This is a genomic window from Pseudomonas sp. P4_C8 (assembly GCF_056401975.1).
The window spans coordinates 63,211-79,381 of sequence record NZ_JBFUIH010000023.1; the positions used below are offsets into that span (position 1 = coordinate 63,211).

At 57.6% G+C, this 16,171-nt stretch carries 8 protein-coding genes; 4 read left to right on the forward strand and 4 right to left on the reverse strand.

Going from position 1 to position 16,171, the window contains the following annotated elements:
• Positions 1 to 22 precede the first annotated feature (22 nt).
• The 3 genes from purH (at position 23) to AC1DWM_RS16175 (ending at position 5,911) form a co-directional block, all read left to right on the forward strand.
• Complete coding sequence (purH, locus tag AC1DWM_RS16165) at positions 23 to 1,630, forward strand: bifunctional phosphoribosylaminoimidazolecarboxamide formyltransferase/IMP cyclohydrolase (protein ID WP_452624787.1); 1,608 nt, start codon at positions 23 to 25, stop codon at positions 1,628 to 1,630.
• 110 nt (positions 1,631 to 1,740) lie between these two features.
• Positions 1,741 to 3,036, forward strand: a complete 1,296-nt coding sequence (purD, locus tag AC1DWM_RS16170) for a phosphoribosylamine--glycine ligase (protein ID WP_477795633.1) — start codon at positions 1,741 to 1,743, stop codon at positions 3,034 to 3,036.
• 100 nt (positions 3,037 to 3,136) lie between these two features.
• Complete coding sequence (locus AC1DWM_RS16175) at positions 3,137 to 5,911, forward strand: hybrid sensor histidine kinase/response regulator (RefSeq protein WP_477795634.1); 2,775 nt, start codon at positions 3,137 to 3,139, stop codon at positions 5,909 to 5,911.
• Positions 5,912 to 5,933: 22 nt separating this feature from the next.
• On the opposite strand, the gene AC1DWM_RS16180 is transcribed toward AC1DWM_RS16175, so the two are convergent.
• From AC1DWM_RS16180 to AC1DWM_RS16190, 3 genes are read right to left on the reverse strand one after another with little or no spacing between them, the layout of a single operon-like run.
• Positions 5,934 to 6,575 (reverse strand): hypothetical protein, encoded by a 642-nt coding sequence (locus tag AC1DWM_RS16180; RefSeq protein WP_223515158.1) that lies wholly within the window; start codon positions 6,573 to 6,575, stop codon positions 5,934 to 5,936.
• The gene (locus AC1DWM_RS16185) at positions 6,572 to 7,300 is read right to left on the reverse strand and encodes a hypothetical protein (protein WP_477795635.1); all 729 of its coding nucleotides are present in this window, start codon (positions 7,298 to 7,300) and stop codon (positions 6,572 to 6,574) included. Before AC1DWM_RS16185 ends, AC1DWM_RS16180 begins: the two co-directional genes overlap by 4 nt.
• A gap of 58 nt (positions 7,301 to 7,358) precedes the next feature.
• Positions 7,359 to 8,147 (reverse strand): hypothetical protein, encoded by a 789-nt coding sequence (locus tag AC1DWM_RS16190; RefSeq protein WP_477795636.1) that lies wholly within the window; start codon positions 8,145 to 8,147, stop codon positions 7,359 to 7,361.
• A 253-nt stretch (positions 8,148 to 8,400) separates the two neighbouring features.
• On the opposite strand from AC1DWM_RS16190, the gene AC1DWM_RS16195 reads away from it, so the two are divergent.
• On the forward strand, positions 8,401 to 8,997 hold the full coding sequence (locus AC1DWM_RS16195; protein ID WP_007945221.1) for a MarC family protein: 597 nt from the start codon (positions 8,401 to 8,403) through the stop codon (positions 8,995 to 8,997).
• A gap of 50 nt (positions 8,998 to 9,047) precedes the next feature.
• Here the strand turns inward: AC1DWM_RS16195 and AC1DWM_RS16200 are convergent, their stop codons facing one another.
• Positions 9,048 to 16,166 carry a TcdA/TcdB pore-forming domain-containing protein gene (locus tag AC1DWM_RS16200; protein WP_477795637.1) on the reverse strand — a complete coding sequence of 2,373 codons (7,119 nt, stop codon included), beginning with the start codon at positions 16,164 to 16,166 and terminating at the stop codon, positions 9,048 to 9,050.
• Positions 16,167 to 16,171: the final 5 nt, after the last annotated feature.

The window sequence follows — 16,171 nt, forward strand, 5'->3', positions numbered from 1 at the left end:
TTTGCTTTTGATGGAAATTGAAATGACCGACCAGACTACCCGCCTGCCGATCCGCCGCGCCTTGATCAGCGTTTCCGACAAGACCGGGATCCTCGAATTCGCCAAAGAGCTTGAAGCCCTGGGCGTCGAGATCCTCTCTACCGGCGGGACGTTCAAGCTGCTGAGCGACAACGGCGTTGCCGCAGTGGAAGTCGCGGATTACACCGGTTTCGCAGAAATGATGGACGGTCGGGTGAAAACCCTGCACCCGAAAATCCACGGCGGGATCCTCGGTCGTCGCGGTATCGATGACGCCATCATGAGCGAGCACGGCATCAAGCCGATCGACCTGGTCGCGGTCAACCTGTACCCGTTCGAAGCCACCATCAACAAGCCTGGCTGCGACCTGCCGACCGCGATCGAGAACATCGACATCGGTGGCCCGACCATGGTCCGCTCGGCGGCCAAGAACCACAAAGACGTGGCCATCGTGGTCAACGCCAGCGATTACGCCAGCGTTCTGGAAGGCCTCAAGGCCGGCGGCCTGACTTACGCTCAGCGTTTCGACCTGATGCTCAAGGCCTTCGAACACACCGCCGCCTACGACGGCATGATCGCCAACTACATGGGCACCGTGAACCAGGCTGCTGAAACACTCAGCACTGAAGGTCGCAGCGAGTTCCCGCGCACCTTCAACAGCCAGTTCGTCAAGGCTCAAGAAATGCGCTACGGCGAGAACCCGCACCAAAGCGCGGCGTTCTACGTGGAAGCCAAGCCTGCCGAAGTCGGCATCGCCACCGCAACCCAGTTGCAGGGCAAAGAACTGTCGTACAACAACGTGGCCGACACCGACGCCGCGCTGGAATGCGTGAAGAGCTTCGTCAAGCCGGCCTGCGTGATCGTCAAACACGCCAACCCGTGCGGCGTAGCCGTGAGCCCGGACGCCGAAGGCGGTATTCGCCAGGCCTACGAACTGGCTTATGCCACCGACACCGAATCGGCCTTCGGCGGCATCATCGCCTTCAACCGCGAACTGGATGCTGAAACCGCCAAAGCCATCGTCGAGCGTCAGTTCGTCGAAGTGATCATCGCCCCGAGCGTCAGCGAAGAAGCCCGTGCCATCGTGGCGGCAAAAGCCAATGTGCGCCTGCTGGCCTGCGGCGAATGGTCGGCTGATCGCGCCGCTGCCTGGGACTACAAACGCGTCAACGGTGGCCTGCTGGTGCAGAGCCGTGATATCGGCATGATCGGCGCCGATGACCTGAAAGTCGTGACCAAGCGCGCACCGACCGAACAGGAAATCAACGACCTGATCTTCGCCTGGAAAGTGGCCAAGTACGTTAAGTCCAACGCCATCGTCTACGCCAAGAACCGTCAGACCATCGGTGTCGGCGCAGGCCAGATGAGCCGTGTGAACTCCGCCCGTATCGCTGCGATCAAGGCTGAACACGCCGGCTTGCAGGTACAGGGTGCAGTCATGGCATCGGACGCCTTCTTCCCGTTCCGCGACGGCATCGACAACGCGGCCAAGGTCGGCATCACGGCGGTGATCCAGCCAGGCGGCTCGATGCGTGATAACGAAGTGATTGCTGCAGCCGACGAAGCCGGCATCGCTATGGTATTCACCGGCATGCGCCACTTCCGTCACTAATATCATCAGGCCTGCAATGCGCAGACCTGTAGGAGCAAGGCTTGCCCGCGATGGCGTCCTCGAGACTGTCATCGCGGGCAAGCCTTGCTCCCACAACCGAGGTTTTTGAAATGAATGTTTTGATCATTGGCAGCGGTGGCCGTGAACACGCACTGGCCTGGAAAGTGGCTCAGGATCCGCGCGTGCAGAAAGTATTCGTGGCCCCCGGCAACGCCGGCACCGCCATCGAAGCCAAGTGCGAGAACGTCGCTATCGACGTGCTGGCCCTTGAGCAGCTGGCCGACTTTGCCGAGAAAAACGTTTCCCTGACCATCGTCGGTCCGGAAGTGCCGCTGGTTGCAGGCGTGGTCGATCTGTTCCGCAGCCGTGGCCTGGACTGCTTCGGTCCGACCGCTGGCGCTGCCCAGCTGGAAGGTTCGAAAGCCTTCACCAAGGACTTCCTGGCGCGCCACAAGATCCCGACCGCCGACTACCAGAACTTCACCGAGATCGAGCCTGCCCTGGCTTATCTGCGTGAAAAAGGCGCACCGATCGTGATCAAGGCCGATGGCCTGGCCGCCGGCAAAGGTGTGATCGTTGCCATGACCCTGGCAGAAGCCGAAGACGCCGTGCGCGACATGCTCGCGGGCAACGCGTTCGGCGACGCCGGTTCGCGCGTGGTCATCGAAGAGTTCCTGGACGGCGAAGAAGCCAGCTTTATCGTCATGGTCGACGGCAAGAACGTGCTGCCAATGGCCACCAGCCAGGATCACAAACGCGTCGGCGACGGCGACACCGGCCCGAACACCGGCGGCATGGGCGCTTACTCCCCTGCCCCGGTCGTCACTGCAGAAGTGCACCAGCGGGCCATGGACCTGGTGATCTGGCCAACCGTTCGCGGCATGGCCGAGGAAGGCAACGTCTACACTGGCTTCCTGTACGCAGGCCTGATGATCGACAAGGCTGGTAACCCAAAAGTCATCGAGTTCAACTGCCGTTTCGGCGATCCTGAGACCCAACCGGTGATGCTGCGTTTGCAGTCGAGCCTGGTCTTGCTGGTCGAAGCCGCTCTGGCTCAAGCGCTGGACAAAGTCGAAGCGCAATGGGATCCACGTCCGAGCGTCGGTATCGTGCTGGCCGCTGGTGGTTACCCGGGTGACTACGCCAAAGGTGTGGCCATCAACGGTCTGGATGCAGCCGCCGCGCTGGAAGGCAAAGTCTTCCACGCGGGCACTGCGCTCAAGGACGGTCAAGTGGTGACGGCCGGTGGCCGTGTACTTTGCGCCACCGCCATGGGCGCCAGCGTCGATGCGGCTCAGCAGCAGGCTTACAAGCTGGCGGCCAAGATTGATTGGGAAGGCTGTTTCTACCGCAATGACATTGGCTACCGTGCCATTGCCCGTGAGCGTGGCGAGAGCCAGGAATAAGGCCATTCATTCGGCGAGGCAAGGGCCGCTGGTCCTTGCCGGACTATTCCGGCACCGCGCATAGTTATAATCTGGCATCAACCTACGAAGGGATTTCGCCGTGCGCTGGCTCAGGATTGCCATAAGCCTCACCGTCACTCTGCTGACCTTGCTCTGCATGCTCCCGGCCCAGGCCGCGCAAGGTAGTGGCTGGGCGGTATTGCTTGATGAACAGGGCGACCTGCAGCTCAGCGACATCCGTTCCGCTCGCTACACCAATCAATTCAGTCCCATCGAACTCGATCGCCTCACGGCGGCCGAGCCCGATGGCGCGTTGTGGCTGCGTTTCAGGCTGGCCCCCGGCAAGCATGAACAATTGCTGCGGGTGTTCGCACCCGATCTGTCGGCGCTCAACCTGTATGTACTCGACGGCGACACGCTGATCGATCATTTGAACACCGGTACCAGGCAGCCCCAGATTGACCGCCCCCTGCCCAGCAGCGACTTCATGTTGCCGCTGCCGCAAAGTGACAACCCCCTCGACGTTTACCTGCGTCTGGTCTCCAACCATCAGTTGCGGCCTTACATCACCCTGCAATCGGCGATCACGACCGCGGCCGATCAGAACCAGACATTGATCTACGGCCTGCTGTTCGGTTGCCTCGGCATGCTGATCCTGTACAGCTTCGTGCGCTACGCCTACACACGTTCGCGCAGCAGCCTTTGGCTGGCCTGGTGTGAAGGGTTGTTGATGCTCAGTTTGCTATTGCTGCTGAACCTGGCCGGGCCATGGTTGCCGAACTGGCACGCCATCCAGGCGCCGGGCGCCTACCTCGCGTTATTGCTGACTGCGCCGAGCGGCCTGATGCTTGCCATTCGCTTCTTCGCCCCGCTCGGCCCGCACCCGCTGAACAAACTGCTGCTGGCGGACATTCTGCTCATCGTCGCCTGCGGCCTGCTGTTGTTGTTCGTCAACACCTTGCCGCTGAACATCATTACCTACGCCCTAGTTGCTCTGGCAGGCCTGAGCATGTTGTTCGTCAGCGCCTATCACTGGCAAAAAGGCTATCGCCCGGCTCGGTTTTTCGTCGCTGCGATGGTGGTGTTCAACATTGGCACCCTGATCATCCTGCCCGCCCTGTTGGGACTGACCCTGGTCGCGCCGCAAGGTCTGATCACTACGCTTCTGGTGTTCACCTGCATCAGCGGCCTGCTGATGAGCATCGCCCTGAGCGAACGTCAGCGCAGCATCACTGAAGATCGTTTCAGTGTCAGTCGCGACCTGGCCGCCAGCAACGCCGAGATCAACGCCAAGGCTGAATTCCTGGCGAAAATCAGCCATGAAATCCGTACACCCATGAATGGCGTTCTGGGCATGACCGAGCTGCTGTTGGGCACTCCCCTGTCGGTCAAACAACGCGATTACGTGCAAACCATCCACAGCGCCGGCAACGAACTGCTGACACTGATCAACGAGATTCTCGACATCTCCAAGCTCGAGTCAGGGCAGATCGAACTGGATGACGTACAGTTCGACCTCAACGCCTTGATCGAAGACTGCCTGAGTATCTTCCGCGCCAAAGCCGAGCAGCAGAATGTCGAACTGATCAGCTTCATCCAGCCGCAAGTGCCGCGCGTCATCGGCGGTGACCCTACACGCCTGCGCCAGACCCTGCTGAGCCTGCTGGAAAACGCGCTGAAGAAAACCGACGAAGGCGAAATTCTGATCGTCGTCGCCCTCGATGAACGCAGTGCAAAACCGCGGCTGCGCATTGCCGTGCAAGACAGCGGTGTGCCGATGGAGGCCGAAGAGCGCGATGCCCTGATGCACGCCGAACTGCACAGCAAGCATTTCCTCTCGGCAACGAGTCTGGGCGGTAATCTCGGGCTGGTGATCGCTCGTCAGCTGATCCGTTTGATGCACGGCGAGTTCGGCATCAAGACCGGCGCCAACCAGGGCAGCACGCTGTGGCTGACGTTGCCACTGGACCCGGCCCAGCTTGAGCACCCGACTTGCGACCTCGATGGTCCGCTGCAAGGTGCTCGCGTCCTGGTGGTGGACGATAACGACACCTGCCGCAAAGTGCTGGTGCAACAATGCAGCGCTTGGGGCCTGAACGTCAGCGCCGTGCCTTCCGGCAAGGAAGCCCTGGCGTTGTTGCGCACCAAGGCTCATTTGCGCGATTACTTTGATGTGGTCTTGCTGGACCAGAACATGCCGGGCATGACCGGCATGCAACTGGCGGCCAAGATCAAGGAAGACCCGAGCCTCAATCACGACATACTGCTGATCATGCTGACCGGCATCAGCAATGCGCCGAGCAAGATCATTGCGCGCAACTGCGGGATCAAACGCATCCTCGCCAAACCCGTGGCCGGCTACACCCTCAAGACCACCCTCGCGGACGAGTTGAATCAGCGCAACAGAGGCCCGGCCGTTTCGCATCATCTGCCCACTGGCCCGACGCTTCCGGTCAAGGTCCCAAGCGACTTCCGCATCCTGGTGGCCGAAGACAACACGATCTCGACCAAAGTGATTCGCGGCATGCTCGGCAAACTCAACCTGCAACCGGACACCGCCAGCAATGGCGAAGAAGCCTTGCTGGCGATGAAAGCCCAACGCTACGACCTGGTGTTGATGGACTGCGAAATGCCGATCCTCGATGGCTTCTCTGCCACCCAGCAGTTACGCGCCTGGGAAGTCGGCAACCAGCGCACCCGAACACCGGTGGTTGCCTTGACCGCGCACATCCTAGCCGAGCACAAAGAGCGAGCACGTCAGGCTGGCATGGACGGGCACATGGCCAAGCCGGTGGAGCTGTCGCAGTTGCGTGACCTGATCGAGCATTGGGTGGCTCAGCGTGATCAGCAAAGTCGTACAGCGTCGACATTCTGAGCAACCTTGTGCAGCGAGCTTGTCAGAGTTCCAGATCGATCAGGTATTTCAGAGACTGGGATATGACCGACTGCTTCACCTTGTCCCGAAACTGGGCATAGTGAAGTGTGTTGAAGGTAATCACAGCCATCTGTTCGATGCTGTTGTGCACGAGCGTTTGATCCTCGACAAACAGGAATCGAGAGACATTTCGACGAATTTGAAACTGTCGGTGATAAATCCCCATATCAACTTTGTTCGGACCGTTCATCACGCAAGGAATCATCTGGAAGTAACCGCCATCGGAGCCAAGGCTCGTCGAGTCGAAGACCTCGAGCGCCAATGCGTTGTGCTCCATCTGTGCCAAAGCCCGACTCATAGGCTGGGAGAATGTCTCGCCGAGACGTGTTGCGATACTTCGCATTGCCTGCCTGCCCATCAGGCTGTCCTGTAGGGGCAATAATATTTCAGGTTCTGGAACATCCCATCCGAGAAACTTCAGTTGATTGCGGTAGTACTCAAACCAGTCACCCGACAATCCATCGTTAAACGCAGCACGGGTAGCGTTTTGCGCAAAAGCCGTGCTCATGTAAATGTCTTCTCGGTGGGACGCAGGCAAACCACTGGCAAACGCCACGACGCTGCCGCCAACAACCGCAGCCGGTGGAGCAATCAATTGCGTCATGATTCAATTTCCTCAGGAACCTGCACACCAGAACAGCTGTCGGTCAGGCTTAACAGCGCAACATTACCCTCGAGCCTTTCCCTGACCTTCCAGGCGATAGCATCACGCGCGGGACCGTATAGGGTTTCGGACAGATTGACCCGGGCGTAACGCATGCTGACAGTGCCTTGTACATTTTCGGCCTGAAAGAGCTGTGCCAAAGGATTGAGGCTTATCTCTTGACGGGTTTTAAACTCCAGGTACACGCTTGTGACCGAGGTCGGAGTTCGCGCCAGAATTACAAGCAAACGCACAATCCTGGCTGGCGCAGGTACTTCAGTCGATTCATCTGCGGACGTTTTTTGCACATGGCTGCGCAGCAAGCTCATTGCAGGTTCAGTGCCCGACACACTCGCCACCCGTGCCAATGTTGCGGCAGTAGCTTGCCCTTCGTCTGGAGCACCTTTGGACATCGCAGCCACAACCCATTCGATCGCAGACTCGCCGCAGTTTTCGGTAATGAGCCTTTCCTCTTGCGCCTTTGTTTGCCGCAGCCAGAAGTCATCTAAAACTTTCACATAAGCGTTGTACCAATTAATCTCCGGCTTTTTCTCCATCTCTTTATTGGCAACCAGTTGCGCCAGCAATACAGAATTGACCAAATCATCATGAGCTACCCACCCATCAGATTCAGGAACAATCACGACAGCAGCCCCCACCACCGACACTAAGTAATCGCAACTCATATCATTTACTCGCTCATAGAAAAGGGCAGTCGATACTCGACCGCCCTGCAAGATTCAATTAAATATCATAGTCAGCAATTTTGCCGGCGTGCGCGATTAGTTTACTTGCAATAACCTCACGAGTAGCGGCAGCGACCAAATCATTTTTTTCAAAGAAAGTTTCACCGCGATACAGCTTCACATCCCGAGTATCCACATCCACAAACAGTACTTTGGTCGACGTGTTAGTGCGTAAAAACCGCACCGCACCGAGGGCCATAATGGTTACGCCATTATGTTCAGTGCACGCACCGGCCGCTATTCCGCCTACGCCTTGCGCCAACAGATTTCGCTCATAAACAGTTAGTTCCGTCTCACGCTTTTGCAGGGCTGCAATCGCCTCCCCCGCCACTTTCAGCATCAATGCAGTAGTCGGACCAGGCAGCGCAATGCCCGCGACCACCGAGCCAAGAATCTCCAACACCAGTTTATCCATGCGGACACTAGTTCCGCTGATGTGCAAGTCGTTGTAGTAGCTTTTGATATGCGTCCAGCCCGCCTTTCTCATGACGTCCCGAAACTCCGCATACCACTCTTTACCCTGGGACTCCTCCGGAAATGCTTTGTTCGCAACAAGGCTCGCAAAGAGAAAAGCATTCTGCGCATCCGAGCGATTCACACCACTGAGGCCACCGCTGAAAGACAATATACCTTCACCGACAATAGAGCCTTTCGACGGCTCTTCAACGGTATCACCTAGCGTAAAAATACTACGAGGGCGAATAGCTACTGCATCACCAAGCTCATATTCATTCAGACTTTTAACGCAGGCAGCAATATATTGATCACTAACTACTAGGTTATTCATTTCAAATTCCTTATTTACATTAAAGCAAGCTCCTCATGAACTCGCCGGAAAAACAATAACCAAACAAGCGAACACTAACAAACCAAAATATGTAACATCATATCCGCCAATCTATAACAACCAACACCAAACACTTAGTTGAAAACACTCAAATAAAGACGAACAACAGGCCGATCTTTGAAAGCCGACTCCCACACGCGATTGATCGACTGATAGACTTCGCCTCACCCCTCTTTTGAAGCGAGCCGAAACCATGCTCCAAGTGTTATTCAGCGTTTACCTGAAGATGCTGGTGCTCTACAGCCCGTTCTTCGTGTTGTCCTGCTTCATCAGCTTGACCCGCGGCTACTCGCGCAAGGAACAACGACGCCTGGCCTGGAAAGTGGCAGTCGCCACGCTGGTGTCCAGCGTCTTGCTGTACCTGTTCGGACGAGTGATTTTCAGCGTATTCGGTATTACTGTGGATGCGTTCCGCATCGGCGCCGGCAGCGTACTGTTCATCTCGGCGCTGGGCATGGCCCAAGGCAAGTCGGCAGTGCAAACCGACAACGTGCAGCAGGACGTGACCATCGTCCCGCTGACCATTCCCCTGACAGTCGGCCCCGGTACCATTGGCGCATTGCTGGTGATGGGCATAGGCCAGCCGCATTGGGACGACAAGCTCACGGCCATACTCAGTATTGCCCTGGCGAGTTTCACCGTGGGCGTCGTGCTTTATCTGGCCAACCACATCGAGCGTATTCTCGGCGACCAGGGCTTGCAGATTGTCAGCCGTTTGATGGGGTTGTTCGTCTGCGCCTTGGCGGCGCAGATCATCTTTACGGGCGTGAAGGGCTATCTGGTTCCCTGACATTCAAGGCCGCAGATCTGAAAAAACCTGTGGCCTTGTGTCAACCGGACTCAGCTATCCCCATTGTCGAAAACCTCCTCTGCGGTCGCAATCTCGATGCGCTGCGCCGGTACAAGCTCGCTCAGCAAGATGTTGTCCTTGTTTCCTTGCTTGATCAGCAAAGCGTTCACCAACGTGGACACGGCAAAGGATCGATACCCTTCTACGGCGAGGAACATTTCACCCCGTATGGTGACGTCCGCCGAGAACACGTCGCGAAGGATCAGGCTGTGCCCACAGTCAGTATCGACAATGACCAAGTGGTCCTGAACCTTGCTCAGCACCAGCTTTTCCGAGGTGTCCAGCGCCCAGATCAACTTGCCGGGAATTGACACCTCACGTCTCGGTATCGGTCGGCAGTCGACAATGACCGACTCCAACCTGAACCAGGCGGCCTTCGATAAACGGTAAGTAACGGCACCCTGCCCCAGTCGAAGGATCAACGTGTTCACATCGTCAGGAATCAACGGCATCAGGTCACTGATTGTCATCTGCCCTTCAATTGTCAGCACTTCAGCATTGCGCTGAACATAACGCACGGGCCCGGCCTGCTCCATGCCCGGGTAGGTATGCAACAGCCCGTCTTTGTTTTCATGAAGCAACACATTGGTTTGCTGCTGGGTACCCAAGAGTTCGAAGTCGTCGGTGATCGACGCTTTCGAAACCCGAATCAATCGTCCGGTTTCAGTCACATACCATTGCAGGCTGTCGGGCTCGTCAACCGAAAGGAACGCCGCGTGCCGGTGGTTCTCGACCAACTGCTTGAGGCCATCCTGCAACGGGCCGGTCTGAACAGTCACCCATTGGCTATCGACCCCGGTGATCAACGCCGACTCCTGATGACGCAACTCCACGTTGATCCCCTCAAGCGTTGTTGCACGAAGTCCTGCGCCTTCTGCTGTGACATCGGTAAACCGCCAGGGCGCCCACTCACGCACAGGTGCCGGTATCGCGTCGGCCTGCAACAATCGTGAGCCCTGGCCAAATGCACTGGCGAGTTGCGCAGGATCGATAAAGGCCTGGCGGTAGATTTCACCGGTTGAAAGTTCCAGCAACCAGGCTGCAGTGTTGTCCGGCGTAACGCTCAGCAAGCGCACTTCCTCACCACGCCCCAGATCGGATAACAGCAACCGATTGTTCACGTACCAGGCACTTAACCGCAGATGACCGTGCACATGGGTCAATCCCACAATGGCAAAACTCGTGACCGGGTATTGGCTCGCCACAGTGTCGAGCGCCAACCACCAATGTGCCCGATCCTTGAGCCAGTCATCCGTCAGGCCACCCAACTGCAGGCGACCTTCGGCGGTTACATTGAAGAACAGGCCTTTATCTGTCAGCGCCAGATATTCCTCTTCAACGGCAACCACATTCACCAGCCCTGCAGGCTCAATCTGTTCAATGGACCAGGTCCCGTTGATTCGTTGCTGCCGAGACAGTCGCTTGGCAACCTTGTCGTAGACGACGAACACCTCACCCTCATTGTTCGCCGGCGGGACAAGTGTGAGTTCTTGCAGATTCTTGATGGAGTCCGGCCAGCCTCGCTCCCGGTGTCGCAGCGCGGTGGGGCGGACAATCAGGCGGTCACTGCGGCGAATCCAGGCCAGGTCGCGCAGCGTCGAATCCACCTTCCAGCAAATCGAGACGTACACCGCAGGCTGCCAGTCGACAGTGGTCACAACACCGTTTACCGGCGTAGGCGCAAATACAACATGCTCACCCAATACCTGAGCCCAGTCGCCGAGTGCCTCGTTTTTGCTCACGATCGCTTCCAGCGCCGGGTCCAGGTCTCGAGTCATCGAGCTCAAGTACAGTTCGTTCTCATGCAGCTGATAGACAAACTCATCCACTGTCTGGTCTTTACGAGTGACCTTCTGCACGATGGTTATCACCCCATGCGTCGTCTCTTTGCAGTGGGTAATGAGGCTATCGGCTACCTCAGTGAGCAATAGCCGATAACGCCGCTTGAGCAGGCCAGTCACTGCGTCAACTTGCCAGACAAAGTAATTTCGCGGGTGATAAAAGTACGCATAACCGTCTACCACTGCGCCCAACAACGCCTCATCGGCTTCCCCCCGCTCATCGTCGCGGATGTATAGAAAGCGATCGACAGCCGAGTCGTACCAGGCGGTCGTGAACCTCGGTTCATCCGGTTTTTCGAACGGGACCGGAAACTGATGAACCGGCGTGTAGGGCATGCCTAGGCGATGCGCTCGGGCCAACGTCTTGAAGTGATCCTGCAACGCCTGGGCATCCATGCCCGGGGTCGCGTCCTGCTCGATAACCGTCAATGTCGTCTTGGCAAAATCGACCTTGAAGACTTGATTCTTGCCGACCTTTATCAAGACCTCATGGCGCCCCCTGCCGCTCAACTCCACTTTGATGGCGCCGATGAAGAGTCCGCCAAAAGGCTCCACTCGAATATCGCTTTCCTTGGCCCACGAGGCTTGCAGCAACCAATGCGAGGTCTCCTGGCTCGGCGACTCCAGTTCGATCCTCACCCCGGGATTGAGCACGAGTGAACAGTTCGCACCGGCGCCCTCGATTTTATAAGTGATCTTGTCGTGCCACGATTTCGGCAGAGCGGGCACCACCAGCGTGCGCGCAATGGCGTCCAGCCGAACATTGATCACCGTCGGCTGATAGACCGGGCTCAGGCGATAGACAATGTAGTCACCGGGAAACGAATAGAACGAAAACAGAAACTGACGCTGGCCATTCGCTTTCCTCTTCTCCAGGCGACGCGCCGTATCAAACCCGACGTCGTGGCGCAGCGTCGAAAAGGGCAGCCATTTGTATTCATAGCCGTAAATCGTTTTAGGTGTGCAAGGCAGCACGATGGTCTGACCCGCAACAGGTGCAAACGCGGCGCGCCCTGGCAAACCGAGTTCGCGGCGAACATCAATCGCTCGCGCGTAATCCACATCAAAATCGGGGACCCCGAGATGATCACGCAGGGGGAACAGTTCAGGGCTGCCGAAGGCCAGGGTTCGCGCCTTCAGATCCAGCGTCTGGAACACCAGAACCGATTGAGGCAACCACGCACTGGCGGCTTCATCGAACCGATAGCCACCGTCGCGAAGGGCTCGTTCCAGCCCGTCAAAAAACAACCCGACCTGTTTGACCTCTTCGGCAATGACAGCAAAACCCTGAGCGAGCGCTGCCGCACCAATCGCCAGGCCTCCCAGAATCACACCCGCACCACCCAGCACCGCGGCCGCGGTGCTCGCCCCCACCACACCGGCACCGATCCCGGCCCCTGCCAACAACACGCTGGCGGAATCGAATGCCAGCTGAGTACCGTACTGCGCACGCTCAACGTCGTTGTCGGCGGTGGACAATTGGTAAATATCGAAACCTGCGTTAGCCAGGCCTAATACCGTACCCACGCCTTCATTGGCGACATGGCCCAACGCTTCGGTCACCACCGGCGCACAGGTTTGAGCGATCACCTTTTCTTCAGCCAGTGCTTGTCGCACCAGTTTGACCAGCCCCAGCACATCGACCACGTTGCCATGCACCAACTGCGCGTAATTGACGTAGGCGTGCAACCGAACGGCCATCGTCAATGGTCTCCCGGCACCTTCCTGATTGCGCAACGCGTTCATCAGCGCCTGGATGGTGAACCCCGCGCTCAAGGTATGAACGCTGCCGGCGCCTGTCGGATCCGGTTCATTGACCGGCGACCGGGGTTTTGTGGCCAGCGCAGAGAATTGCTCTGACAGATAGGTTTTGATGCGCAGGAAGCGCTGATCGTTGGTGATGACCTGCACCAGTTGTTCAGGTTTCTTGGGATCGATCAGGCTCAGGCGATACTCACCGACCGGGGTCACCTCCAGTGTCTCGAACAACGGGACAAGCTCATGCGGCAGCTGGTTTTTTTCCAGGAGCTCAGTGGTTGCCTCGTGTATCTGCTGGCTCCACCCATAGCTGTCGAGCTCCAGCAGGCTGCTGCCCAGCCGCGGATTGCTCATCAGCGACTCGCCGTAAGCACTGGTCAGACGCTGCCTGACCGCAGGCAGTGACTGTTCCTTCAACGGGCCTGGTTGCAGCAACTCCGACACACGAATACCGGAAGGCAACAACGTTGCAGACAGACGAGTACCGTCCAGTTCGATCAGGTCAAACGTTGGTTGGGATGCTTCGCCATAGGCGGCGTATTGTTTGGCCATTTCATGTTGCAGAAAGAACTGCTCCAACGCTTCGCGAAACAGCAGCGGTTGCTCAAACTCGAACACACCGAAGTTCGGATCGTAAAAGTGATAGAGGCTGCGCTCGCCGACAAAGGTTTTCGCCACCAGCATCGAGTGGTTGTTGGAGTTGAGCATCAAGGTACTGGTGGAAGTCTTGGCTTCCAGTACCGCCACCACCTGCGCCACATCGGAGCGAGCGAGGGCGGTGCCCATTTCGTTGAGCTGCACGCCGCGCATTTCTTCCACGGCGTGCAGAAAGACCGCGGAGTCGTTTTCCTCATGGTCAATCACCCCGAGGTAGAAACGTTCCCGCAGGGTATTGGCGGCGGCAGGACCGTGTACCAGCGCCGCGGCCATCGCCAGCGTCAACGGATAACAGCGGCCACCCACCCGCTCGCCGGCCCCCTGTAGCAGCAAGTCCTGTGGTACCAGTTTCGTCGTACCCGCATGGAAGCTGTCCAGAACAATGCCCACCCGCTCGACAACCCGGTCACGGTACTCAAGCTTGGCGACCTGTTGGATGCGGGCGACATGCTGCCCCCATTGACGCAAGGTCAACGGATGCGTGAGGGCGTTTTTCTTGAGTTCCAGTGCGTGCTCGGAGAACGCTGGCGGTTCGCCGGGCGGACCGTCCACTCCAGCCACAAAAGCCGGCGCATTGTGTTTGAAGAGCTGACGTTCAATCGCCGCATACCGCCCCGAAACGCCCAGATCGCTAAGGGTGTTGACCAGGTTATCCAGCTCGGCACTCACCGCCTCGAAGCTGCGGTTATCCAATGCCTTGGCCCCCAACAAAGCACCGAGCAACAGGCGCTGAGCGGGGCTCAATTGCGTCGTCAGGAACGAGCCGCTGGCGAATCCGGTCAAGATTTCATCGACTGACAGACGTTGGCTCAACGTGTCGCTCAGCGAAGCGGGAGGCAGCGCTTTTGGGTCCTGGGCGTTGATCGATTTCCGGTCATCAAAGCTCAAAGGCACCGCCTTTTCAAACGTCACCGTATCGCTGCGCTGTTCATTCATCGCCTGCAGAAACGGCTCACCGAGTTCATCGGCCAAGTGCTGCAACAGACCGGTCGACAACACATGGCGCCCTTCGATGACCGGCCAGCCTTCCTCGAAATCAATGCTTTGGTACTTCAGCAGCTGCGCCATGTCACCCATGAAACGGTTTTTGAATTTCCCTTCTTGCCAGCGCTTTTGCTCACTGGCCAGCCATTGGGAGGTGTCACTCGTGTTTTCCTTCCAGGAGTGATCCAGCTCCTCCTCGGTCGCCCGGTTGACGGTTGCAATGGGGGCAATAGTGACGTCCTCACGCCAGGCGTCAGCTGCCTGAGGGGTGAAGTGCATTCTGACGTAAGCCGCGATGGCATCACGCATCGCCGCAGGCCCGGTCAGGTAGATCGTCACTTCGCTCTGGGGGCGAATTCCATCGCTGTAATAGGTGGCTGCCGCTTCAATCAGAAAACCGAGCGACAGGTTTTCTTCCACCGGCAGTTCGCGCAAGGGACCGAATCTTTTCTCGACGACCTCTTGCGCAAGACCGCTCATGGCCTCGGCATCGATCAACGCCACCTTTCTCTGCAGGGCCAACCGGGCCGTGGCATCGACAATGTCATAGTTGAGCCTGAAACGTTCGATGACTGCGTCCAGCATCGCCGAGCCGGGATGAGCCATCAGGAACGCATTACTCAGACTGCTTTGTTCGGCGACAGCTCGCAGCCCGTCCGGACGAACGAGGCGCTCGGTGGGCGGGCGAAAAACACTGTTCAACGCTGGACGACTTTTGGCAAAACGTTCGAGCGCCGGACGATGCTCCTGGGGGATCACGTCAACATAGTTGGTGTACTTGCTGCGAAGCGCCTGGCGGCCGGGCATCCATTCGGGATTGTGATCCAGCAACAACTGCAGCACGCCCAGGCGCGCATCGGTGCCAAATTGGCTGATGCTCACTTCGCCCAGCTCTTCCAGAAGCGGCGGCAGGTTATCGACATCCGCGTAACTGCCTCCTTCAGTGATCAAGGCTTCGACACGTACCACATCCGAGGCGGCGGCAAAGTTGCCGCGCAGACTGATTTCTCGTTCGTAAATAGCCTGCAAGCGTAGCGGCGTGCCATTACTGGCCAGATCACGAAGTTCAAGAGCGCCCTCGGCCAATGCAGAAAGGCTCTCGCGGTTTTTTACCTTCAAGGCTTTCAAGTGCGCTTCGTTCTGCCCATAAGCGCGGACCAGAAGATCAATTCGTGCATCGTCGGCTTTTTCGCCGCGTTTTACCGCGCTAGTGATATGCGCGCTCATCTGCTGCTTGAGGACAATGTCTCGCTCTTCGTACTTGTCGCCCAGTTCAATCGCTGTCTTGCTGGTCGCCCCACCGTTGATCATCGCATCAGCCTTGGCCGCCTCGACAATGATCCGGTTGGTTTCGTAGGCCAGCAACGCGTCGCTGTCGTACCAGAGTTTGAGGTTATAACCTTCCCCCGCGAGAACCTGTTTCCAGACATTGATGTAATCGCGCTGGATATCCCCGACGCCACCGCCAAGCCATACAAAGTGCAGGATTTTCGGTATTTCGGTGGGGGCGACCGTTAACTGTTCAACACTGTTGGACAAGCGCGTCTGAAAAGCTTCAACCCGGTCGAGAATATCCGTCAGGGTGGGGGACTGACCTTCACCCGGTTCGGCCAGCACCTTCACTTCCGCCGAACGCCGACGTCGCCTTGAGGGATCCAGGAAAGATCCAAGTGCCTGGAACAGCAACCCGAGYGGCACTCGTATCTGTGGAAAACCGAGCTGACCAATACAACCGAAGTAATACCGAAACACCGCGTCGTATTCATCGGTGCCTTTATGCTCATGTAACGCCTGCTCAAGATCAGACAACTTGAAAAGATCGATAAAACTTACATACCCACCAGTACGATTCTTATCTTGCTCATGCATAAATA

What these genes read in the sequence shown, in the direction of transcription:
- purH (WP_452624787.1), top strand. Translation starts at nt 23, where the DNA reads ATGACCGACCAGACTACCCGCCTGCCGATCCGCCGCGCCTTGATCAGC.
- purD (WP_477795633.1), top strand. Translation starts at nt 1,741, where the DNA reads ATGAATGTTTTGATCATTGGCAGCGGTGGCCGTGAACACGCACTGGCC.
- AC1DWM_RS16180 (WP_223515158.1), bottom strand. Translation starts at nt 6,575, where the DNA reads ATGACGCAATTGATTGCTCCACCGGCTGCGGTTGTTGGCGGCAGCGTC.
- AC1DWM_RS16185 (WP_477795635.1), bottom strand. Translation starts at nt 7,300, where the DNA reads ATGAGTTGCGATTACTTAGTGTCGGTGGTGGGGGCTGCTGTCGTGATT.
- AC1DWM_RS16190 (WP_477795636.1), bottom strand. Translation starts at nt 8,147, where the DNA reads ATGAATAACCTAGTAGTTAGTGATCAATATATTGCTGCCTGCGTTAAA.
- AC1DWM_RS16195 (WP_007945221.1), top strand. Translation starts at nt 8,401, where the DNA reads ATGCTCCAAGTGTTATTCAGCGTTTACCTGAAGATGCTGGTGCTCTAC.